Annotated in this window: 19 protein-coding genes and 1 pseudogene; 9 read left to right on the top strand and 11 right to left on the bottom strand. The window is 34.4% G+C overall.

What is annotated here, in order from left to right; genetic code table 11:
* Positions 1-2 precede the first annotated feature (2 nt).
* On the top strand, positions 3-3,467 hold the full coding sequence (locus tag BHU68_RS00095) for a WD40 repeat domain-containing protein (protein ID WP_069471542.1): 3,465 nt from the start codon (positions 3-5) through the stop codon (positions 3,465-3,467).
* A 222-nt stretch (positions 3,468-3,689) separates the two neighbouring features.
* Here BHU68_RS00095 and BHU68_RS17025 read toward each other — a convergent pair whose 3' ends face one another.
* Entirely contained in the window at positions 3,690-3,854 is a 165-nt protein-coding gene (locus BHU68_RS17025) for a hypothetical protein (RefSeq protein WP_171899648.1), read from the bottom strand.
* Between the two features lie 468 nt (positions 3,855-4,322).
* On the opposite strand from BHU68_RS17025, the pseudogene BHU68_RS17805 reads away from it, so the two are divergent.
* From BHU68_RS17805 to BHU68_RS00065, 5 genes and pseudogenes are all read left to right on the top strand, one after another.
* Positions 4,323-5,987: pseudogene (locus tag BHU68_RS17805) on the top strand (S8 family peptidase).
* Positions 5,988-5,989: 2 nt separating this feature from the next.
* Entirely contained in the window at positions 5,990-6,403 is a 414-nt protein-coding gene (locus BHU68_RS00080) for a hypothetical protein (protein ID WP_069471545.1), read from the top strand.
* An 804-nt stretch (positions 6,404-7,207) separates the two neighbouring features.
* Positions 7,208-9,409: a nidogen-like domain-containing protein gene (locus BHU68_RS00075; RefSeq protein WP_069471546.1), complete on the top strand. Its 2,202-nt coding sequence runs from the start codon at positions 7,208-7,210 to the stop codon at positions 9,407-9,409.
* 18 nt (positions 9,410-9,427) lie between these two features.
* The gene (locus BHU68_RS00070; RefSeq protein WP_069471547.1) at positions 9,428-11,347 is read left to right on the top strand and encodes a S8 family peptidase; all 1,920 of its coding nucleotides are present in this window, start codon (positions 9,428-9,430) and stop codon (positions 11,345-11,347) included.
* 332 nt (positions 11,348-11,679) lie between these two features.
* A complete protein-coding gene (locus BHU68_RS00065; RefSeq protein ID WP_069471548.1) occupies positions 11,680-13,296 on the top strand; it encodes a S8 family peptidase in 1,617 nt (538 codons plus the stop codon).
* 55 nt (positions 13,297-13,351) lie between these two features.
* Here BHU68_RS00065 and BHU68_RS00060 read toward each other — a convergent pair whose 3' ends face one another.
* The 3 genes from BHU68_RS00060 to BHU68_RS00050 are packed head-to-tail and all read right to left on the bottom strand — an operon-like array spanning position 13,352 to position 15,418.
* The gene (locus BHU68_RS00060; protein ID WP_069471549.1) at positions 13,352-13,834 is read right to left on the bottom strand and encodes a hypothetical protein; all 483 of its coding nucleotides are present in this window, start codon (positions 13,832-13,834) and stop codon (positions 13,352-13,354) included.
* Complete coding sequence (locus tag BHU68_RS00055; RefSeq protein ID WP_069471550.1) at positions 13,831-14,277, bottom strand: hypothetical protein; 447 nt, start codon at positions 14,275-14,277, stop codon at positions 13,831-13,833. Before BHU68_RS00055 ends, BHU68_RS00060 begins: the two co-directional genes overlap by 4 nt.
* A complete protein-coding gene (locus tag BHU68_RS00050; RefSeq protein ID WP_069471551.1) occupies positions 14,270-15,418 on the bottom strand; it encodes a glycosyltransferase in 1,149 nt (382 codons plus the stop codon). The genes BHU68_RS00055 and BHU68_RS00050 overlap by 8 nt, the downstream gene beginning before the upstream one ends.
* Before the next feature lie 41 nt (positions 15,419-15,459).
* Here BHU68_RS00050 and BHU68_RS00045 point away from each other — a divergent pair, with 41 nt between their 5' ends.
* Both BHU68_RS00045 and BHU68_RS00040 read left to right on the top strand, forming a co-directional pair.
* Complete coding sequence (locus BHU68_RS00045) at positions 15,460-16,350, top strand: sensor histidine kinase (RefSeq protein ID WP_069471552.1); 891 nt, start codon at positions 15,460-15,462, stop codon at positions 16,348-16,350.
* Between the two features lie 62 nt (positions 16,351-16,412).
* Positions 16,413-16,982 carry an FUN14 domain-containing protein gene (locus BHU68_RS00040; RefSeq protein WP_069471553.1) on the top strand — a complete coding sequence of 190 codons (570 nt, stop codon included), beginning with the start codon at positions 16,413-16,415 and terminating at the stop codon, positions 16,980-16,982.
* Positions 16,983-16,996: 14 nt separating this feature from the next.
* Here the strand turns inward: BHU68_RS00040 and BHU68_RS00035 are convergent, their stop codons facing one another.
* From BHU68_RS00035 to BHU68_RS00005, 7 genes are all read right to left on the bottom strand, one after another.
* Positions 16,997-17,566, bottom strand: coding sequence for a 5-formyltetrahydrofolate cyclo-ligase (locus BHU68_RS00035; protein ID WP_069471554.1), 570 nt, complete (start codon positions 17,564-17,566; stop codon positions 16,997-16,999).
* A complete protein-coding gene (gene glcF / locus BHU68_RS00030) occupies positions 17,559-18,683 on the bottom strand; it encodes a glycolate oxidase subunit GlcF (RefSeq protein WP_069471555.1) in 1,125 nt (374 codons plus the stop codon). Before glcF ends, BHU68_RS00035 begins: the two co-directional genes overlap by 8 nt.
* Positions 18,680-19,189, bottom strand: coding sequence for an FKBP-type peptidyl-prolyl cis-trans isomerase (locus BHU68_RS00025; RefSeq protein ID WP_069471556.1), 510 nt, complete (start codon positions 19,187-19,189; stop codon positions 18,680-18,682). The genes glcF and BHU68_RS00025 overlap by 4 nt, the downstream gene beginning before the upstream one ends.
* Before the next feature lie 8 nt (positions 19,190-19,197).
* Positions 19,198-19,455 carry a hypothetical protein gene (locus BHU68_RS00020; RefSeq protein WP_216092637.1) on the bottom strand — a complete coding sequence of 86 codons (258 nt, stop codon included), beginning with the start codon at positions 19,453-19,455 and terminating at the stop codon, positions 19,198-19,200.
* A gap of 211 nt (positions 19,456-19,666) precedes the next feature.
* Positions 19,667-21,553, bottom strand: a complete 1,887-nt coding sequence (gene aprA / locus BHU68_RS00015) for an adenylyl-sulfate reductase subunit alpha (protein ID WP_069471558.1) — start codon at positions 21,551-21,553, stop codon at positions 19,667-19,669.
* Positions 21,553-22,035, bottom strand: coding sequence for an adenylyl-sulfate reductase subunit beta (gene aprB, locus BHU68_RS00010; RefSeq protein WP_069471559.1), 483 nt, complete (start codon positions 22,033-22,035; stop codon positions 21,553-21,555). Before aprB ends, aprA begins: the two co-directional genes overlap by 1 nt.
* Positions 22,036-22,084: 49 nt before the next feature.
* A complete protein-coding gene (locus tag BHU68_RS00005; RefSeq protein WP_216092636.1) occupies positions 22,085-22,834 on the bottom strand; it encodes a hypothetical protein in 750 nt (249 codons plus the stop codon).
* A 194-nt stretch (positions 22,835-23,028) separates the two neighbouring features.
* Here BHU68_RS00005 and BHU68_RS17020 point away from each other — a divergent pair, with 194 nt between their 5' ends.
* Positions 23,029-23,178, top strand: a complete 150-nt coding sequence (locus tag BHU68_RS17020) for a hypothetical protein (RefSeq protein ID WP_171899656.1) — start codon at positions 23,029-23,031, stop codon at positions 23,176-23,178.
* Positions 23,179-23,448: the final 270 nt, after the last annotated feature.

Below are 23,448 nucleotides of genomic sequence, written 5' to 3'. Positions count from 1 at the left end.
TTATGAATAAATTTCCCTATCCCGGTTTACGTTCCTTTCAACGTAATGAAATTGACTTATTTTTTGGGCGTGAAAAACATATTGATCAACTTATTACACGTTTAGCAAAAAACCCTTTTTTAGCCGTTGTAGGGCGTTCTGGTTGTGGTAAATCTTCATTGGTGCGCACTGGTTTATTGGCGGATTTGGAAAATGGTTTTTTAAGCAAGGCTGGTGTTAAGTGGCAAGTCGCTGAAATGCGCCCGGGTAATCATCCTTTTACTAATTTAGTCGATGCTTTATTAGATACTGAATTTAGTAAGGCTTATTTGCCTGAACTCACTGAGCGTGAACAAGCGAAGATATTTTTACAGGCGCAATTACGGCGTGGTAGTTTGAGTTTAAATACTATTTTACAACAATCTCCATTGCCAGATGGTACTAATTTGTTGTTGTTTGTTGATCAATTTGAAGAAATTTTTCGCTATTATGATTTAGGTGAAGAAGATGAAGCTGAAGCTTTTGTGGCTTTATTATTGGCTAGTAATGTATATGTTGTTATTACTATGCGCTCAGACTTTATTGGTAATTGTGCTTTATTTCATGGTTTGCCAGAGGCTATTAATGAGGGGCAATTTCTTACTCCACGCTTAACTCGTGAACAGTTGCGTGAGGCGATTGTTACGCCAGCGCGAGTATTTGGTGGTGATATTGATCCAGTTTTAGTTAATCAACTATTGAATGATGCTGGTAATGATTTTGATCAATTGCCGTTGTTACAACATGCCTTAATGCGCATGTGGAATTTACGGCAAAATGATGACAAAATTGTTTTAACATTGAATGATTATGAACAAGTTGGTGGTTTAGCTCATGCTTTATCTCATCATGCTGATGAAGCATTTAATGAATTAGAACCAAAACAGCAAAAAATTGCTGAAATATTATTTCATAATCTGAGTCAACATGGTAATTATCGTCGTGATACACGTCGCCCAATTAAATTAGAAAAAATTGCTCAACAAGCTGAAGTGTCATGGCAACAAGTTGCTGAAGTAATTGATGTTTTTCGTGAAGAACCACGCAGTTTTTTAACTCCGCCGATTGAGAAAGCTTTAAATTCAGAATCTATAATTGATATTACTCATGAAAGTTTAATTCGTAACTGGCAACGTTTAAAAAAATGGAGCAAAGAAGAAGCTGAATCAGCTAAATTATATAAACGTTTAGAAGAAGATGCTTGTAGTTGGCAGCAACATGAATGTTCTTTATTGCGATTTCCAGAATTAGATAATGCTTTGGCATGGCGCGATAAATTTAAGCCAACTTCACAATGGGCTAAACGTTATGGTCAAAAATTTGATTTAGTAATGCGCTTTTTAGATGAAAGCGCACGAGAACAAGCTAAACGTGCTGAGCAACAAGCTAAAGTTGCTAAAAAATTACATGATCGTTTGGTGGTTATGCGCTTGTTTGCAGTTGTTGCTGTATTAGCGGCATTTATTTCTATTATTAGTCTAACTCAAACTCAGAAACAAACGCAACGAGCAGAACAAGCAGTAATCAATTTACAACTTAATAATGCGGCTTGGTTAGCCAAATTTGAAAATTACGCTAAAGCTAGAACGGTATTATCTAATATTGATGATGATGATAATCATATAAAAAATTTATTAAAATGGTTTAGTAAGTTAATGGGTAGCGGCTCTGAGTGGGAATATGCAGAAACAGAGAAATCTTTGCTTGCCATAGCAGTTAATTCAGATGCTAGTCGTATAGCTGTCGCAGGATATGATGGTTATTTGGCTTTGTTTAAGCACAACAATCAAAGAAAATTATTTAAGCTTTTAGAGGGGCATACAGAACATGTATTTAGTATTGGATTTCATCCAAATGGATTGTGGTTAATCAGTGCTGGAGCTGATAAACGTATTATATTTTGGTCAGCTAGCACTGGCGAAAAATTAAAGACATGGATTGCAGATGATGCTGTTCACGCATTGGCTATTAGCCCTAGAGGTGAATATTTAGCTACTGGTGGAAAGGGTAATGATATTACTTTATGGGATTTTGATACTGCTGAGAAAGTGCGTACTTTGGTTGGGCATAAGAAGGCGATTTCAGATGGTGGTTTAGTTTTTGATCCTACAGGAAAGTGGCTGGCTAGCGGTTCTCATGATAATTCTGTTTATATATGGGATATAAAAACTGGTAATGTTGTTGAGCATTTAACAGCTCATATGGATACAGTTGAAAAGCTGGCTTTTAGCCCGGATGGTAGTTTATTAGCTACTGCTAGTAGTGATTCCACAGTGCGATTATGGGAACAGTTTAAAATTAAATATAGTCTGCAAGATCATAAGGATAAGGTTTATGCTTTAAGTTTTATTGCCAATGGTAAACGGCTAGTTTCAGCTGGTAAAGATAAAACTTTGCGTATTTGGGATACCGAATCGGGGGTGATTTTAAGAATTTTACAAGAACCTGTAGGTACTATTAATGATATTGCCACTTATAACAATAAAATTTATACAGCAAGCACTAATAAAAGAATTAGACGCTGGGATGCTAATTTATCTGCTAAGCAAAAAATCATTAATAACTTGACTGGGAAACCGGTATCAGTAGCTGTTACTCCAGAAAACCAATATGTTGCTGTAGGATTTAATTCAGGAATGTTGCAATTATATGAACTTGGTTCATTGAAATTATTATGGCAACAACAGGCTCACCAAAAAAGGATAACGCGCTTAGCTTTTAATTCAAAAGGTAACTTACTAGTATCAGCTAGTTTTGATAAAACAGCTAAATTATGGCAAATGAAAAAGGATAGTTTGATAGAACAAAAAGTTTTTTTGGGGCATAAAAAATCAATTTATAGTGTTTCTATATCAGCTAATGATAAGTATGTAGCTACAGCGGGTGCTGATGGTCAAATTGGTTTATTTGATCTGGAAGGTGAGGCTTATTTTTATAAAGCGGCTCATAAGGGCAGAATATTTGCGATTGCTTTTAATAATAAAAGCACAGAATTATTAAGTGGTGGTGATGATAATCATATGCGACTTTGGAAGCTTTATGATGATAAGCCGCTGAAATCAGTAAATGAGAAGCAGTGGATTATAGATGTTAATTTTAGTCCAAATGATAAATTGATAGCTAATGTTGGTAAAGGGCATTTGATTAATCTTTATCATGCTGATAAATTTGAAAAAGTTAAACAATTGATGGGTCATACAGATAGTATAACTCGCGTGATATTTAGCCCTGATAATCAACAAGTAATAACTGCGAGTCAAGATAGCACAGTGCGCGTCTGGAATTTATCAAAAAATTCAATTGAACCGCATTTATTTACTCTGAATTTACCTAGTAATAAGGCGATCTGGGATTTTGATTTCCGTTGTGATAAGCAGAGGAATTGTTGGATGCTAGTGCCGCTATTGGAAGGAAGATTAGTGTCTTATAAGTTGGGATCTATTTATTAATATTTTGACATGCTCAAACACCGCCTTGGAATAAATTCCAAGGCTCAAAGCTAAAGTCACCTAAAGGTGACTAATATAACAATAAATCTTATTTATATAGTAACCTAATGTTTTTATGTAAAATTAAATAAATTTAATATTCCATAGTCTGCTTAAGCAGACTTTAGCTTTGAGCCTTGGAATTTATTCCAAGGCGGTGTTTGAGATTGCCCCTACAATTATTCATCGTCTGAATTCGATTATACATTCATCATAATCCTCTGCTTCATCTTCATCACAAGGTACTCCGCCTAATATTTGTGCTGAATATACTTGAGCGTGAACAGCTCTTAAATTTGCATAAGCAATCATTATGCTTATTATTAGTACAATTATATTACGGTACATCAGTTGCTCTCCTTTCAAATAAAGCTTAATTATGCAAAAGCATATCCATTAATTTAATTTTTTTTTGCAAAATGCCCTGACCTTTAATTCCTGAGCTGCATTCTATAGTAGTAACTTTGAGATTTTACTCTTTATATATATATATAAAAATATTTTGTGCAAAAATACCCTGACCTTTTTGTTCAAGATTGCATTCTATACTATTAAAGCAATTTTATTTTTTTCAATAAAAGTTAAAATAATGCTTGACTTTCATGAACAATGGTGCTATTATTAGTGCCAATAAAACGAAGTTCTTAGTTTGCATCCAAACTAATTACTTTTTTATGGTTTTCTGTGAGGAAATATAACCATAGAATCTCTTGTACTTAGTACAAAAGATTCTTAAATTAATTAATTTGGTTAATTTAAGAATCTTTTGTGGTGTCGGGATTTTTTTGTTTTAAATTATTATTTGAGGAAATAATTATGAAACTATCTATACTTTTACATATGCTATTTTCTGCTTCGGTTGTATCAGCCGAAACATCTAAATATGTTGAAGGTGAAGTCATTGTCAAATTTAAAGCAGAAAAAAGTGTGCGATCGCAAGATATTTCTGCTCTACAAAATCAATTTAGTGTTGCCAGCGCAAGAAGATTATCCGGTATTGGGATGCAGCTTTGGAAAGTCAGCGGTGATACTACAAAAAATGTTATTGAGCAATTAAATAAAAATAATAGCATTGAATATGCTGAACCTAATTTTTTAATTAAGCTTGAAACTAGCCAAAATTATAATGGTGCTAAAGTTAATGCAATTGAATCTTGGCAAAACATAGAAAATTCTAAGGATACTGTCATAGCAGTCATAGATACTGGTGTAGATTATACTCATACTGATTTAGCTGCTAATATGTGGAAAAATGAAGGGGAAATTCCAAATAACAGTAAAGATGATGATGGTAACGGTTATATAGATGATGTTTATGGTTATGATTTCCATAATAATGATGGTGATCCATTTGATGATAATTATCATGGAACACATATCGCTGGTACCATTACTTCTGTAAATCCCAATGCTAAAGTAATGGCATTAAAATTTTTAGATGCTGATGGTGTTGGAACATTATCTAATGTTATTAATGCTATAAATTATGCTGCTAATATGGGAGCTAAAGTTAGCAATAATAGTTGAGCATGTGCTGATTGTAAATCTCAAGCACTTTATGATTCAATTAAAGCGGCTGGAGAAAAGAGACATTTGTTTGTAGTTGCGGTTGGTAATATGTCATTGGATAATGATACTGATATTGGATATTATCCCATTCGTTATGATGATTTAGATAATATAATTACTGTAGCAGCAACTGATCAAAATGATGATTTAGCTTACTTTTCTGGTTATGGTGCTATGACTGTAGATTTAGCGGCACCGGGTGTGAATATTGATAGCACTGTTCCCGGTGATAGTTATAAGTCTTTAGATGGCACTTCTATGGCAAGTTCATATGTAGCTGGTGCAGTTAGCTTGATGTTATCTAAATGCCCTGATTTAGAAGGTAATGTTCTGAAGCAAGTTATGATGAAGACTGTTGATCCAAGAGCATCGCTAGATGGTAAAACTGTAACAGGTGGTCGTGTAAATATAGATCAAGCTTTACAACATGAAGCTATGAGAATCTGCGAAAACAGAGATATTACTCCGCCACCGAGTTTTGAGGTTTGTGGAAAAGGAGGTATTCCTGAATTTAGATATACAAATAATGGTAGTTTTGGAGAAGTAGAACTTCCATTCCTAGTTCAAGCTTTAATTGGTAGGAATACTGGGATTGGTCTGTTTGAAAATGCTAAGTTGGATGTACAGTTAAATGAGGATTCTGGGGATTTCAATATTTTTTTGGATTTCAATCCTAAAAGTTTAATCAAAACTCTGTCTAAACCAGATTTAGATGACCAAAATTATAAATGTTATGCTGTCTATAATGATAAGAAGCACACATTGCATTTACCAATATTAGGATTTCCACAATATGTGACGGCTAATGATGATATTGTGATACTAGAAAGTCAGAATTGGTATGAAATAGACTTGAGATTGTCTCAAGCAGATAAACCAACGATAGTTGGAATAAAAGATTTGAGGAAATAACTGTGAATAAAATTCAAAATTTAATAAGTACTATTGTTATTGGTAGTATGGCTACGGCTTTTGCTGCTGAAAAGTCTTTAAGTTCAAAATGTCATGGTGCAGGAAATAGAGTTTCTGATATTGTAATGACAATTCCTGTTTTTGATCCTATCATATTTCAAGTTACTGAGGATGTTAGTGTCTTTAAAGGTAGATTTACCTTAATTAATGCAGAAAAATATTTTATAATTAATGTGACAAATAAAGAACAATTTAATTTTGTTACACAAATTCAATATATTGATAAGCGAAAAGCTGATTGTTATGCTGAATATGATTGGAAAACTGACAGTTTTAAAATACCTTATGTTTATCTACCATCAGTAGTTGTATTACCAAGCGAAGATTCACAGGATGGCTCTTTTCTAAATATTTAGAGTGAATTCCTTGTATTTGAGTTTAAAGTTGTTGCAAAAACAAATAACTGTGTTATAATGCACACTAGCTAAATTAATTAGTGACATCCCACTATTAATTTTAGTATATTTAATTACAGAATTATGTGTTGAGGAAATAATTATGTGGTATTATTATATGCAGTTAATCCACTTATGATATAAATTTGCCGTTATATCTGAAAGCTCCTAATCAGGGCTTTTTCGTTGTACTATTTATTTAGTACAACGAATTAAGAAATAAACTAATTAGTTTCTTAGAGTAAATTAGTTTATTTCTTAATTCGTTGTACTTTTATAGAATTCTTTTATAGAATAGACTTGTCCCTAAAAATTAAAGTTATTTAGGAAAAAAACTGTCTAATTACTTGATAGTAATACTTTTTTAAAAAACAGTTACAAAAACATGTTGCAAAAAAATATTAACGATGTTAGTATGTACTCAACCTAAATAACTAGTTACATAAAACTAGTTATCTTAGTAAAATTAAATAAAATTATTTGAGGAAATAATCATGAAAATATCAATCTACCTTCGAGATAAATCTCTCTGCCGGTTATCAAATAGTGCAGGAGGCGTTTAGTTTAATCAATTAAAATCAAGTTCATAAATTTCATATAAATATTCCTTATAGTGTTGTTTGTTGTCTAAAATCGCGCCCTAGCTTTTGGCAAGGTCTTGATGGTGCGTCGCTGCTACTATAAAGTAGCGTTTATTTGCCATAAAAAGTGGTTTGTTTACATTAAACAAGCTTATTTTTCGAGAAAAAATTTGAGGAAATAACTGTGGAAAAATTTCACAATTCTCCGCCGGTTGATCCGGTTGTCAGTATAACTACGCCCGAAATAAAGAAACGTCTCGGCTCTTTGGTCAGAGCTTCAATTAGTGTTCTTGTTATTGGTGGTATTTTACCTACCACTAGTTTTGCCGCTAGCATTCAAGCAGATTTTTACAATAAAAGTAATGAAGTTGTTAGTTCTGCATCCAAAAATGGTGTGATATTCAATTCTACTGATGAACAAGATCAAGTAAATATGTTCGTCAATGGTCAGGATTTCCCTGCTGGAGCTACAATACAAGTTTATGTTGTAAAACATAGATCTGAATGGGTTCTTGGTGATGATTTTAGGGATGTTACTGGTTCAGAAACTGAGCCAGATGTTGATGTCTTTCAATTGGCACCTGATGCAACTAGCTTTAATCAGAATGTATGGTCTTCTAGTGACGACACTCCAATATTAGATGGTAATTATGATGTAGTTGTAAGGGTTGGAGAAGATCAAGAAGCTGTTTTAAAAGCAGATGATTTTGTTTCAACTGGTAGCGAAGCATCAGCAGTTTTAGATTCTCTCCCAGAAGCTGAAGTAGATTCTATAGAAACTCAAAGCATTGGAAATGGTGCTGTCAGAGTTGGTTTTGATACAAATACAATACCAAGAACTCTTGATGGTTCATATTCTACTGATATTGGTTTTAGTATTAATTTCTTCGGAAAAGACTATGATAAGCTTTACATTAATAATAATGGTAATTTGACATTTAATAATTCCAATTATCAATATTGGCCTAGTCCATTAAAATCAACAGGTAGAAAAATTATTGCGCCATTTTGGGCTGATGCTGATACTCGTTGTAACGGTTCTGGTACTGTAAAATATGGTATTAGTAACGTGAATGGCTTTCGTGCCTTTGGGGTAACTTGGGAAAATGTGCGTCATTATAGATGTTATAGAAATACTAATAAAGTCAATACCTTTCAAGTAATTATTATTGAACGTTCTGATCTTGGTTCTGGTCAATTTGATATTGAATTTAATTATGACAACATTCAATGGCAAGTTAGTGAAGATCATGTTGGAAATCCAGCACGCATAGGTTACTCTAATGGTACTAACGTACATTTTGAATTACCCGGTTCTGGTAGTGGACAACTTCACAATAATGCTGCTAATGCCTTAATAGCAAGCAATCTAAATTCAAATGTACAAGGTCGTTATTACTTCCGCCTACAACATGGTTCATTGGAACTTACTAGTAAATATCATTATGTCAGAGAAGATAATGGTACAACAAAGATCAAACTAAAACGTACTGGTGGTGATAATGGTGCAGTCTCTATAAGTTATACCTTAACTGAAAAATCCGCAAAGGCTGGTAAAGATTATTCAATTAAACAACAAGATATACTAACTTGGGAACATGGCGACGCTGAAGATAAATTCATCAGAATACCCCTTATTAACGATGAAAAAGAAGAAGGTGATGAAACCTTTTTTCTTGAATTAACAGATGTTACTGGCGGTGCTACATTAGGTTCACTTAAAAAAGTTAAAATTAGAATTGCTGATGATGAATGTCATGGTGTTTATGCTCTTACTCCACAAACAATTAATGGAATTAAACTAGAACCAACACAACTTCACCATCCTTTGATTGATGTTAGAAATGTTGATCCTATAACTCAACAACCTAGCAGAGATGTATTAGTATATGATGGAACCTTTAAATTACTAAATGGTACAGAAGACTTTATTATTAATATTGATCAGGATCTGAATTACAAAGAAATGATCAAAGGCATTGATAATAATAATATTGACATTAAGGATCTTGGTAAACAAGAGAAAAAAATTAAATGTCATGCTACCTATTTTTGGAATGAGAAAACCTTTAAGATGCCTTATATAGATGTACCTTCAGTAGTTATCTTACCATTAGGTAAATTCAGAAAAGGTCCCACACAAGTATTTGAAGCTAAAATGCAACAAATGCCTTTATCTGGAGAAAATGGCGTAGGAAATTATATTTTCCATGTTGAAGGTGAACCTTTCTATGATGCTAGCCACACTATGGATGCAGAAGCAAGTGTAAAAGCAGAACAAGCAAATGATGAAGATATAGATGCAGGAGTTAAAGTAGATGTTGATCAAAATCAATATACCTACTACAAATATCTATATACTTATGATGACTATGATGGTAAATAAAGGGTGAGGATGATAATAATGAAATTTCCATATAAATATACAGTTTTACCGATGTTGTTATCAGCATCAGTTGTATGGGGTATAGAAGAAGCTCCAGTAAAAGATAATTCAAATACTGAATATCAAGAAATCAGTGAACCACAATTTGTTCCAAATCAAATAATTGTGAAATTCAAAACTGATGCTGTAGATTCAGAATCTATTGATTCACTGCAAGCAGAGTTTGGTGTATCAAATGTAATGCCATTTAGCGGTATTGGTGCCCAACTTTGGGAAATTACAAGCGATACACAGACAGTAATTGAACAATTAAAAGCTGATCCTCGTGTAGAATATGCTGAACCTAACTATGTAATTAAGTTAAATCAAACTGCACCAAATGATCCAAATTTTTCCAGTTTATGGGGATTAAATAATACTGGACAAACTGGTGGTACAACAGATGCTGATATTGATGCCATTGAAGCTTGGGGAAATATCAAAACAGCAAATGATATGATTATCGCAGTAATTGATACTGGTGTTGATTATAATCATCCTGACTTAATAGAAAACATGTGGAAAAATCAGGATGAAATAGCTGATAATGGTATTGATGATGATGGCAATGGTTATGTAGATGATGTTTATGGTTATGACTTTGCTAATAACGATAGCGATCCCTTTGACGATCACTATCATGGTACTCATGTAGCTGGAACTATTGCTGCTGCTGGTAATAATAGTGAAGGTATAGTTGGTGTTAGTTGGAAAACTAAAACCAAAATCATGGCTGTTAAATTTTTAGGTACTAATGGTGGTACTATAGCTGGTGCGATCAATGCGATTCAATATGCAGTGAAAATGGGAGCTAAAATAAGTAACAACAGTTGGGGTTGTCATGGTTGTAATTCTCAAGCACTGAAGAATGCAATTAAAGCTACTCAATCAAAAGGACATTTGTTTATAGCAGCTGCTGGTAATAGTTCACATGACAATGAACAAGAACCAGCAAATTATCCATCAAGTTATGATTTAGATAATATAATAGCAGTAGCTGCTACAAATCATAATGATGGTTTAGCATGGTTTTCTAACTATGGTGTTACTTCAGTAGATTTAGGTGCCCCCGGTGTGAATATTTATAGTACTAGTCCAAATGATAGCTATCGTAATCTCAGTGGTACTTCAATGGCAGCACCTCATGTAGCTGGTGTAGTTAGTTCATTATGGTCACAATGTTCTAAGTTAGATCGTAAAAAACTTAAAAAGATCATATTTGATTCAGTTGACGAAGTATCAGCCTTATCAGGTAAAACTGTGACTGGTGGAAGACTTAATATGGATAAAGCACAGCAAGCCATGTTAAAACAATCTGTTTGTGGAGCAAGTAAAGCTAAACCTAATCCTAATGAGTGTGTAGTAGCTGTTTATCAAAGTAATAGTGACAAAAATTATAAGCGCGGTACAGTAGATGTTCCTTATTTAGCTTTACCTGCAATTGATCCTATTACAGAACGTTACACAGATATTGATATTCTGAAAGCAGAATTAACCGTTGAATTAAATGAAGGTACAGAAGATTTTGAAATTAAACTTGAGGAAGATAATCTGGAATATGTAAAATCTGTCTATAAAAAAGATTTTTTTGACAAACCAGAGTATTATAATTGTTATGCCTTCTACACTTATGAAGATGAAACCATTCATCTACCCAAAGTGGGATTAGGTAGAGTATATAAATTACCAAGTGGTAAATTGAAATTAAATAAAAGAATGCAATTATTTGACATGACTTTATATAAACTACCATTAACTAATGACTATTATGATCCAGAAAAAACAGATGTTTTCCATCTAAGCCCAAGTAGTGAATTGATTTGTGGAAATTATGATAATGATGCAGGATGTTGTAAAGATGAACTTCCACAATCAGATAAGGTAAACTTTTGCAAATAAAGTAACTTAATTACAAAAAACATGCACGTTCTCTGTAATTAATAGACTCAATGTATAGCCTAGAATAGTAAGCGTCTGTTCTAGGCTTTTTTTTTATTAGTACAACGGATTTACGGAATAAACGGATTTATTTAAAGCCCCTGAAAGGGGTTAACATATCAGCCTAGGGCAACGCCCTAGGATTTAAATTAATGACATATTTAGCCCTGAAAGGGCGATACATCATGTATGTCTCGCCCCTTCAGGGCTAAAATTATAAATAAATCAATCCTAGGGCGTTGCCCTAGGCTAGTATGTTAGCCCCTTTCAGGGGAATTAATTGAGGATCAATCATGAACCACACAACAATTTCCCTACTATTAATATTAACATCTATTAATACATGGGCAACAGAACCCACCCAACCCCCTCCACCAGCAGTACCAAATCAATTCATAATCAAACTAACAGAATACGGTAAAAGCCTAAATGTTCCAGCAATCCAGAAAAATTTAGGGCTGTCAACTGTAGAAACATTTTTAGAAATTGACGCTGAATTATGGCAATTTCATGAATTATGGCAACTTAATTCAAACACCAGAACCAATATATTAAGACAACTAAGAGGTGATCCTCGCGTTGAATATATTGAGCCTAATTACATAATCAACATAGAACAAGCACCAAATCAATGGGGCTTAAAGCAGATTCAGGCAGCTAAAGCATGGAAACAATCTAGTAATCAAATAATAGCAGTAATTGATACCGGCGTTGATTACACCCACCCAGATTTAGCCGCTAACATGTGGAAAAATGAAGCTGAAATTCCAGACAATGGAATTGACGATGACAATAATGGCTGTATAGATGACATTTATGGCTGTGACGTAGCTGATGCTGATGGTGATCCATTTGACAATCATGGGCATGGCACACACGTCAGCGGCATAATAGGCTCAGGCAAAATAATGGCAATAAAATTTTTTCAAGACAAAGGCTATGCAACACTAGCTGATGCCATCGCAGCCATACAATATGCCACCAAAATGGGAGCCAAAATTGCCAATTTAAGTTGGGGATGTATGGGCTGTAAATCACAAGCACTTTATGATGCAATCAAAAAAGCCAAAGATGTATTATTTATAGCAGCGGCAGGTAATAGCCAATATGACAATGATCATTACCTACCAAACTACCCATCAAGCTACGACTTAGACAACATAATATCGGTAGCCGCAACAGACAATGATGACAAACTAGCATGGTTTTCTAATTACGGCAAAAAATCAGTAGATTTAGCCGCACCCGGAGTAAATATATATAGCAGCTACCCAAATAAAAGCCATAAATCACTAAGTGGAACCTCAATGGCAGCCCCCTATGTCACAGGAGCAGCAAGCTTACTACTATCAAAAAAATGTAATATAAAACAAGCAATACTAAAAAACGTAGATAAAATAGAACAACTATCAGACAAAATCCTAACAGGAGGCAGACTAAACGTAAATAACAGCCTCAACTCATGCACAGACACATGCAAACACGCAATTTACCATAGCCCCTATAAAAACCAAAAATTTGGTACAATAGAAGTACCAAAATTAGCATTACCATTAATTGATCCAATTACAGGAAGATATATTTACATAGGTATATTTAGTACCAATATGAAAGTAGAGCTACAAGCAGGCACAGAAGACTTAAAAATAACCTTAGACAATGACAAACTGAAATATATTAAGGAAATTCATAGAAACAAATTTCCCCAAGAAAAATGCTACGCCTTCTATAACTACGAAAACAAGACACTAAACATTCCATATGTAGATATACCCCATGCAGCCAAGCTACCAAATGATCAAATTATAAATACAGGCATGATAAAAGTCTATAACATGACACTGATAAAATCAGCATTAGATGAAAGTATATTTTATCCAGAGAAGATGGAATACATTACTAGATACTAAGCAACTACAAGACGAAAGACCTGACAGGTTTTAAAAACCTGTCAGGTCTGAATAGTTAGGAATCAACATCCAACTTAAAACTTTTACTAATACCATTAACATTCACACTATAAGTTCCTGCCTTTAAGCCTTTTATATTTAATGGTATTTTTTGTTCAAATGGTACTAAGGCTTGAGTACACATCATTTGTTTTTCTATAGGTTTTTTACCAATGGTTATTGTGAATTTATTGCCAGCTTGAACGGTATTTATTTTACCTAATTGTCCGCAACCATTGAGGAAAGTACCTTTAGCTATTACTATTATTTGTACCGGCAAAGATTCGAGAATTTGAATCTGAACTGTTTCAATTGGTGCCCATTGTTGTATCACTGTTATTGCAAAATTATTAGCAGCTTTTTGTTCTGATAATTCCGCAGAATAAATCTGTTCTCCACCTGTTACTGAAACACATGGTATTTGTAAATTGCCATTGTCATAAGTTGCTAAACATTCTATGTTGGCAGCAACTGCCATTAATATTATTGGTGCTATCATAATTTTTTACTCCGTTTTTTACGAACTTGGTAATGACTAATGAATTGTACTACTTCTTGATAGGGTATTTTGTTGAGATCATCAAAATTAGTAAATATATATTTTACTAATCCATTAATGTTATTTATATTTCCTGTTTGTTTTAATATTGATTGTAAACCTTGTAATCCACCGCATTGCAATTTCATCATTTGAGCATGAGCTAATGGAGAATTTATATCAGATTGTTGTAAAGCAAAACGAGCATTTTGATAAAGTTGTTCCAATAGTTCAACACATTGCTTTTGCGCAGAAACAGATACACAAGCTGCTGCTTCGCGTTCAGCAATATTTAAACGTTGAAACTTTTCACATCCACAACGACTACTTAAAATCGCCTTTTCAAATGGGCATGGGCATTGGTTCAGTTGCTTACGAGTTTGTTGATATTCATCTTCATCCATAATTTAACACCTGTTGATATAAATCAGATATTTTAGCGGATACATTTTTAATATCAAATAGTTGATTCAAACGTAGTTGCCCTCTTTTTGCTAAATTCGCGGCTAATAATGGCTGATTGATGATTTTTTGTAAGGCATTTGCAAGCGCAGTTACATCTTGTGGTTTTACTAATAAACCTCCATCATTCACCACCCAACCAACACCTGAACCCGGAATATCAGTTGCTATTATAGGTTTATTATGACGCATTGCCTCTAAAAACACTACTCCAAACGCCTCTGTACGTTCCAAAGAAGCTAAACAAAAACAATCACAACTTGCAAATAAAGCATTTAATTCTGTATCGCTACAATATCCTAATAACTTTACATTATCGTTAAGATTTAATTGTTTTATCAATTTATTCAAATCAGAATACTGTTCACCCTTTCCTACAATAATAAGTTGTGCTTTATCTTTGTCTATATTAGCCATAGCGCGTATTAAAAATTCATGACCCTTATAATAACTTAAACGCCCTACGCTTAGAAATCTTACACCTTTAGAATTCCATTGATTTGTGGTTTCAATTGTAGGCATATGCTCTAAGTTTACACCTAAAGGTATGACTTGGCACTTATATTGCCATTTATCTAATGCAGTGCTAGCGGTTAAATATGGTGGTGAAGTAACTATTATATTTTTAGCATGTGCTAATAATTTTTGTTCAAACGGGCGATAAGCCTTATAAGCAATTGCCAATTTTTTATTTAAAACTGAAAATACATCAGCGTGCCAATGAATAACCCAAGGTATGTATCGCGCCTCAGACTGCCACAAAGCCCAAAATGCAGAAGTATTAGGCAAATGTAAATGTAACAACTCTGGTTGAAATTCATGCAAAACCCGATTCAGCCAAAATGGGAACTGTGGGCTTACTGGCGCATACAATAATCGACCACAACTAGGAACACGATAAATAGTTTGTTGTTGCCATATTTCTGCCTGAACTTTCATTTTTAATGAAAAACGATGATTATGAACAATAGCTGCAACAACTTCACCTTGACTAGTTTGAATTGGCATGATATCAGCGAGAAAATTCTCGATACCGCCTGCAAATGGTGGAAAATATTTTCCAATATGGAGAATACGAGACATAAGAATATCATTCTGACAAAAAAATGACATAATTCCAGCCAATGCAAAATTCAACACTTTTTTATAACGAAGAACAAATCTTAGAAAAAACAAATAAGCGACTAGATGAATTTAAACGACAAAGTACCGATCAATTAAATGAATATGAAAACCTTATAACTGATTATGACAAATTATTAAAACAAACGAAATTATTAGTCACTTTAACAGAACGCCAGCAACATCAATTAGATGAAAAGAATCAAGAACACAAGTCATTTGTAAAAATTGTTACAGAAGATTTAAAAAATCCATTAGTTGGTATTCAGGATTTGGCTGAATTGCTTGTAAATCGTTTTGATAATTTACCAAAAGAACGAGTAATTGAATTAATCACCGTGATCAAAGACACTACACACCAAGCCTTTGATTTAATTAGTCAAATGCTCTGTATTTCTAATATAGAATCTAATAATATTAGTCTGAAGTTAGATAATATTAATATTTTACCTTGTTTACAGTCATTAGTTGATGACTATCAAAATAAGGCAAAATTAAAAGAAATCACTATAGAATTTGAGAGTCTGGATTCAGAATATGTTTGTTTAGCAGATGAAGAAGCAATTTATAAAGTCTTGGGTCATTTAGTTTCAAATGCGATCAAATATTCTCTTTATGGGAAAACACTAACTGTTAAGCTAACTCAAGATGATTGGCGTGTACGTTGTGAAATACAAGACGAGGGTCCGGGCATTAGTAAAGATGATCAACAAAAGTTATTTACTAAATTTAGCACTTTAAGCGCACAACCTACTGGTGGTGAACTTTCTGTCGGTTTAGGTTTATTTATTGTAAATAAATTAGTTCAAGCGATGAACTCTTTAATTGTGTGTGAAAGTGAATTAGGTGAAGGATCTACATTTATTGTGGATTTTCCAAAAAATCTATCCTAAAATAATTGCAAACAAGCAGCAACTATGTTCTAATTTACCTTTTATATGTAGGATCATTAAGAATGACAAACGAAAAATTAACACCAGTAACAAAGCCAGATCATTCTGAGCCAGTAGATTATACGGTGCCAACTTGGCAAAAATATTTATTAATAATAGCATTAGTATTAAGTGCGATTGGATTAAGTTTACAAGCAGTAGCCTTTTTTCAGGGAGAAAATACAGCTGCTGGTTCTGACGGAAATGCAATGACTTTAGAATCACGTTCAACAGAAGCGGCAAGCTCAACAGAAAGTGATAAATTTAATTTATTAGGAGTTGATATGAGTGATTGGTCTATATTATTAACTAAAGTAGGTTTTAGTTTTTTTGTAGGCTTTTGTTTAGGCTATGTTTTTAGAATATTTTTAAAAATAATTTTTATTGTTTGTGGGGTTGTATTTTTATTATTATTTGGTCTTGAATATGCCTCAGTTGTTAAGGTTGATTGGATAATTATAAATGGATATTATGATGGGTTCTTTGTTTGGTTGAAGCCTCATGCAAGTACATTGCAGGAATTTGTGAAAAGTAATTTACCTTCCGCTGGTTTAGCAACGGCTGGTTTGTTGGTTGGATTGAAGAAGAAATAATTAAATAAAACCTGTCAGGTTTTTAAAACCTGACAGGTTGTTACGCAAAAGTCCATTTTCAGATCAAATTTATCAACATCATCAATTTTATCTATAGGTTCAAATAATGATAAGCCTATTTTAATGATGTTTTGATTACAATTCAGCAAAAACCTATCATAAAACCCTTTACCATAACCAACTCTAAAACCTGATTGATCAAAACATAGTAATGGTATTAAGATCATATCAATTATATTATCGAATTTGACTGCATTATATGGTTCAGGGATACCCAAAGAAGTTTCTATGATCTGAGTATCATCCTCAAAGATATAACTTTCCATTGTATGAAATTGAAAATCAGATTTGGATGTAATTAAGCTTATATGTGGGTAATTCTGGCGTAATTCTTTTATAATGAACCATGTATTGATTTCATTGTGTTTTAAAATCGGTAAAAAAATATGCAGATTTGTAATTTTGCTTAAATTAAAATTACTAAAAAATCTATTACTAATGGTTTGACTGTATTTATCTACTTGTGTAGGGGTTAAATTTTTTCTTTTAGATAGGTATAGTTGTCTTAGTTGTGTTTTATTCATGCTCTGTCAACAATTCAATCCAATGCACCACTGGCACTGAGCTTCCACCGGCTAAGTGTTTTAAACAACCAATATTTGCTGTCGCTATCAGTTCTGGTTTAGCATTTTCTAGTGCTTTTATCTTGTTGTCTAATAGTGATTTTGATATGGTTTTTTGTAATATCGAATAGGTGCCTGCTGAGCCACAACATAGGTGGGCATCTTCTACTGGGTTTAGTTTAAATCCTATTGATTCTAGTACTTTTTCTACTACTCCAGTTATTTTTTGAGCATGTTGTAGTGAGCATGGCGCGTGAAAAGTGATGTTTCTTTGTTTTCCTATGTTTGAATAGGATGATAAATCACATTCTGCTATGATTTCGCTGATGTCGCGTGTCATATTAGTAATTTTTTGCGCTTTTTCAGCATAATCAGGATCGTCGCGTAAATAATAGCCATATTCTTTAAGCATGGTGCCACAGCCACTGGCTGTTATCATTATAGCTTCGGCATTCATTTGTTCTATTAATGGCAACCAATTATCAATATTACGACGCATTTGTTCAGCCGCTGTTTCAGTTGCTGTCATATGTTGATTGATCGCGCCACAACATCCTTTTATTTTGTGTAAGCTTATACCTAATTGATCAAATACTTTAGTAGCAGCGGTATTAATATTGGGTTTTAATAATGGTTGAACGCAGCCATCTAGTATTAACATGGTGCGAGAATGGCGGGGTTGTGAGGAGGAAATGCTTGGTATGTTAGGTAAAATAGCACGCAGACTATAACGTTTTAATTTGTCATGCCATGAACGATCAACGCGCTGTTCTACCCATTTCTTGCCAATTTCTAATAAGTGGCTATAACGAACCCCTGATGGGCAAGTGGTTTCACAAGCTAAACAATATAAGCAACGATCAAGATGAAGTTGAGTTTTTTTAGTCACTTCATTATCTTCAAGTGCTTGTTTTATTAGATATATACGTCCACGAGGACCATCTAATTCATCACCTAAAAGTTGATAAGTAGGGCAAGTGGCATTACAAAAGCCACAATGTACACAAGATCGTAAAATACTATCAGCTTCTTTGCCTAGTGCTGTATTTTTGAAATTTTCTTTGAGTGTAGTTTTCATTCACTTTTTTTTAAAATTTCTTCAATGTCTGGTCCGGTATCGGGCTTACCACCACTTTCTATTTCTTCATCTGTCGCATCACGTACTTGCAATATTTCAAGCTTGAAAATAACTTTTCTACCACTAAGCGGGTTATTACCATCCACTGTAATGGTTTTATCATCAACACGTGTCACAATGAAGTTTTTGGTCTCACCTTTTTCATTTTCCATGGTGATGGTTGTACCTACTTCACAATATTCTTCAGGAACATTTTCAATATGATCGGTAAACACAAGTGACTCATCTCTAGAGCCATAGAGATCATTACAGTCAATTGGTACCTCTATCACTTCACCAGCAGCATGACCTTCCAATACACTACTTATTTCAGGTGACAATATATCATTTCCACCATGAACATAGGGTATGGGGTACTCAATAGTAATGAGTGGCTCGCCTGTTTTTTTATCAAGAACCTGATATTTCAGTTCAACGAACTTATTTTCTGCAATAACGTCTTTCATAATGACTCTTAGAAAAGTGATACACCAAAAATTTTCACTTCATCATCATCTTCAATACCTAGAACCATTCTTCCAAGCCATTCACCTTCCCTCTTCTTATGACCTTGTTTAAACAGCACAGTAACATGCTCACCACGTCTAATCGTACCGATGACTTCATATTCTTTAGATAGATTATGTGCCAAATCACTACGTGCAAACTGTTTACCAATTTCCATTTCATTGGCACCATCACGTAAAGAGCGAGAAAAATTCTTGATAAACATTAGGTAGTTTTTGTTGTTAGAGTATTTAATCAACCCTTCCCACCAAGGTTTAGCAATTTCATATAATTCTTCGTCAGTTTTTCCAGCAATGTCCATAGCGTTTTACTTTTAAAGTATAGATAAAAAAGGCCAATAAAAAATTATTGGCCTTTTTTATACTATTTAATGATTACAACCACAGTCGTATAGACTGTGAACTAGAAGAAATGACTTATGCCGCTTCTTCTTTATCCTCATTTTCAATCAGATGGTAAAGTGGAGCTTTTTCCATTGTGTACTCACCAGTCTTAGGATCACGATGAGAAACTGTTAATACATGCCAGTTCTTATCATCAAGTTTCATGAAGTCACCACGGTAGTAGTAACCCGGCCAACGAGTTTCTTCACGGAACATTGTGTGCTGTATTACAGACTCAGAAGTCAAGATACGGTGTCTAAGTTCCCATGCACGAAGTAGCTCATGGATATTTTCAGCTGCCATACCGTCTTCCCAATCTTCAACAAGAAGACCAAGTTTCTTAAGACCGATTTTAAGAAGGTTACCGTTAGTCATATAGCTAACTGTTACACCACCACAATACTCGTCCATCAGTTTTTGCAAACGATCAAGACCTTGTCTTGGGTTAATGTAATGAGGGTTCACTGTACCCGCAGTAATTGCATTACGGTAAACGTTGTAGATTTCCATTGGCTTGTAGATCTGCTCTTTACGCTTCTCGATCTGCTCATTAGAAATTGAAATACCGTCTGCTTTACCATCATTGACGTATTCAACAGCGGCTTTTGCTGCTAAACGACCTTCTGTGAAAGAACCAGAAGAGAATGCGTGAGGTGTACCACCAACTGCGTCACCACAACCAAATAGACCTTGTACTGAAGTCATACGGTTATAACCCCAGAAGTACTCTTTAGGTGAAAGATCTTTAGGACCTGAACACCATGCACCACAACCTGTAGCATGAGAACCCATTACATAAGGCTCTGATGTTGTTAATTCAGGATTTTCATATTTAGGATCAACGTCTGTTGCAGCCCAAAGTACCGCCTGACCTACAGTCATACCCAAGAAGTTGTGCCATCCAATCTCTTCAAGATGTGGATCTTGGAACGCTTCTTTAGTTACCATGTAGATAGGACCACGACCAGCATTTACCTCATTAATGAATGCATGGTTACGCAAACAAGTTGGGATTGGCTTGTGTGAAAGATGCTGATTCTCTGTATCAAGATATTCCTTACCTACCATTTCAGATAATGCAGGGAACCACTTTGATTCATACTCTTCACCAGCAGCATTTTGTGTATAAGTCTTAAGATGTAAGAAGTACGCACCAACTGGACCATAACCATCTTTGAAACGACAAAGAACGATTTTGTTCTCCATCTGAGTCATTTTTGCACCCGCTTCGATCATTAGACCATAAGCAGAACCTGATGACCAAGGAGCATACCAAACACGTCCTGCACCTTCACCAACTGAACGTGGCTTATAGATGTTTGAAGCACCACCAGCACCAACAACAACAGTCTTTGATTTGAATACGTGGTAATTACCAGTACGCACGTTAAAACCAACTGCACCTGCAACACGGTTTTCCTTGTTGTCATCCATTAGAAGATGAGTAACACAGATACGGTTAAATACTTTATCCGCAGCTTTCTTAGCAGCTTCAGCAACGATTGGTTTATAAGATTCACCGTGAATCATAATCTGCCAACGGCCTTCACGCTGATAAGTACCAGTCTTTGGGTCTCTCATCAATGGTAATCCCCACTCTTCAAACTGGTGAACAGCTGAATCTACGTGGCGAGCCATATCAAATAATAAATCTTCACGAACCATACCCATCAAGTCCATACGTGCATAACGTACATGATCTTCAGGCTGGTTCTCACCGAAGCGAGTACCCATGTAACAGTTGATTGCGTAAAGACCCTGCGCTACTGCACCAGAACGGTCAATGTTTGCTTTTTCAGCAATAACAATCTTCTTGTCCTTACCCCAGTATCTAGCTTCAAAAGCGGCACCTGTACCACCTAGACCAGCACCAACAACCAAGACATCAATATTGTCTTCAATAATAGTATCGTAACCCATTAGTAGTACACTCCTTCTTTCATTTTAAGACTATTAGATTCCAGTGTGTGTAAACCACCATCATCCAGACGAATATATTTTGGTTCATTGTAGAGCAGATGACTGTTACGCATTGAATCATCTGGCTGAGAAGCTTCTTTCATATCAGGGATAGCTGTACCCCAAGGCTTAGTAGTAATAGGAGCAAATAGCTCGAAGTCTTTTTTACCATTACGGAAGATGATTCTCCAAGCAATAACACCTTTCTCTTCATCACGGTTTACACGTACTGAGTGACCTAGTGGTGCGAAGTCGGCATAGCCACGGACATCAATCGCATTATGTGGACAGGCTTTTACGCAGGAGTAACATTCCCAACACATGTTAGGTTCAATGTTGTAAGCACGGCGAGTGGTTTTATCAATGTGCATGATGTCAGATGGACAAATATCGACGCAATGTCCACAACCATCACAACGTGTCATATATACAAAAGTTGGCATAGTATTATTTTTTCTCTTTGACCTATATTAATTGTTTATTAAATAAATGTTAGTAGTGGTGTGGAGCTTCACGCTTGATACCTAACCCCATATCTAATGGTGCGTCTTTCAATTCAATTAGAGAATCTCTAGTTTTATCAGTAATTTCTGGTAAATTTTCTCTGGAACCATCTGCTTTAGTGACTCGCTTCTGGAAAGCAGCAGCTGGCTTGAAGAACATATGAGAAAACTTAGACCATAAAATAGTACTAAATAGGAATGTGCTAGAACTAATGAATAAGACAAGAGCTAACATTGACCATCCTGTACCAATTGACTGTAATAAAGACCAGATCAATGCAAAGGTTGCGGTTGTAAGAAGTGAGACAATAAACATATCTGCACGTACTAGGCGATACCAAGGATTAGCTTCTGCTGAAACGTCAACACGAATAAAGAACCAGAACCAATATCCACCAAAACAAAGCATTAATGCGCCAATATGCCATAGTATTGGTAAAATAACTGGTGTAGCAATTTCTGCTGTTGGGTAATTAAACACCATAAGTGCGGTAGTAACTACAAATGTAATAAAACCGTACATAGTAAATAGATGCGAAATTCTACGCTTAGGATTGCTAAATTCAGCAGAAGTCAATACTTCATTGGTAGCAGTTTTAATTGCAATAGATGCTTTTTCTCCACCGCCAACTTGGCGAGTTGCTACCTTTTTCGCCTTTTTGGAATTTTCAAAAAAATACTTGGCACTTTTTTTATGATAGGTATCTAGTAATGTACCTCCCAAAACCAAAAGAAACATTGCAATGATATAAACCTGCATTGCAATAGGGGGTATGAGAGCTGAAAGCTCGATGAATGGATTGATTGTGATCACCAAACAATACTCCTTAAATAGTTAGTTATAAAAATAAACTATAATGGATTATTCTAACTTATATTACAAGCAAACAATTTATTTATACTTATAAAAAATATTTACTGCAAGTGTTGATAATGCAAATAATAATCATTATTATAAGCAATAAATATAATAAAATTATTAGTATTGCTTCGCTAACTCCTTTTGGTGAAAATCAAGAAGACTCTATTAAAGTTGGAAGAGTTAATGAATCAAGCAAGGCAATTAATTTTAAATATCAATGATCAAAACTTAGAAACTGCACTCAATTCAATATGAAGTAGAGGAAGATTTAAATGAAGCAAAACCTTTTTCTCAGGTAAAAAACAGTGCAGAATTTGGTCGAGAATTAAGAGAACAATTATGGGAAAGAGGTCATAATGAGTAAACTTTTGATGTGTGATACTTGTGTTATTATTGATCTTATCAATGAAAATGATTTGTTGTTGTTTCAATTAAAATTTTAACATATTTACATAATATTAAGTACAGCGAATTACGTGGATAAACAAATT

The organism is Candidatus Marithrix sp. Canyon 246, assembly GCF_001723685.1.
In the GTDB taxonomy this organism is placed as follows: Bacteria; Pseudomonadota; Gammaproteobacteria; order Beggiatoales; family Beggiatoaceae; genus Marithrix.
This window is presented reverse-complemented; position numbering and strand designations above follow the sequence as displayed.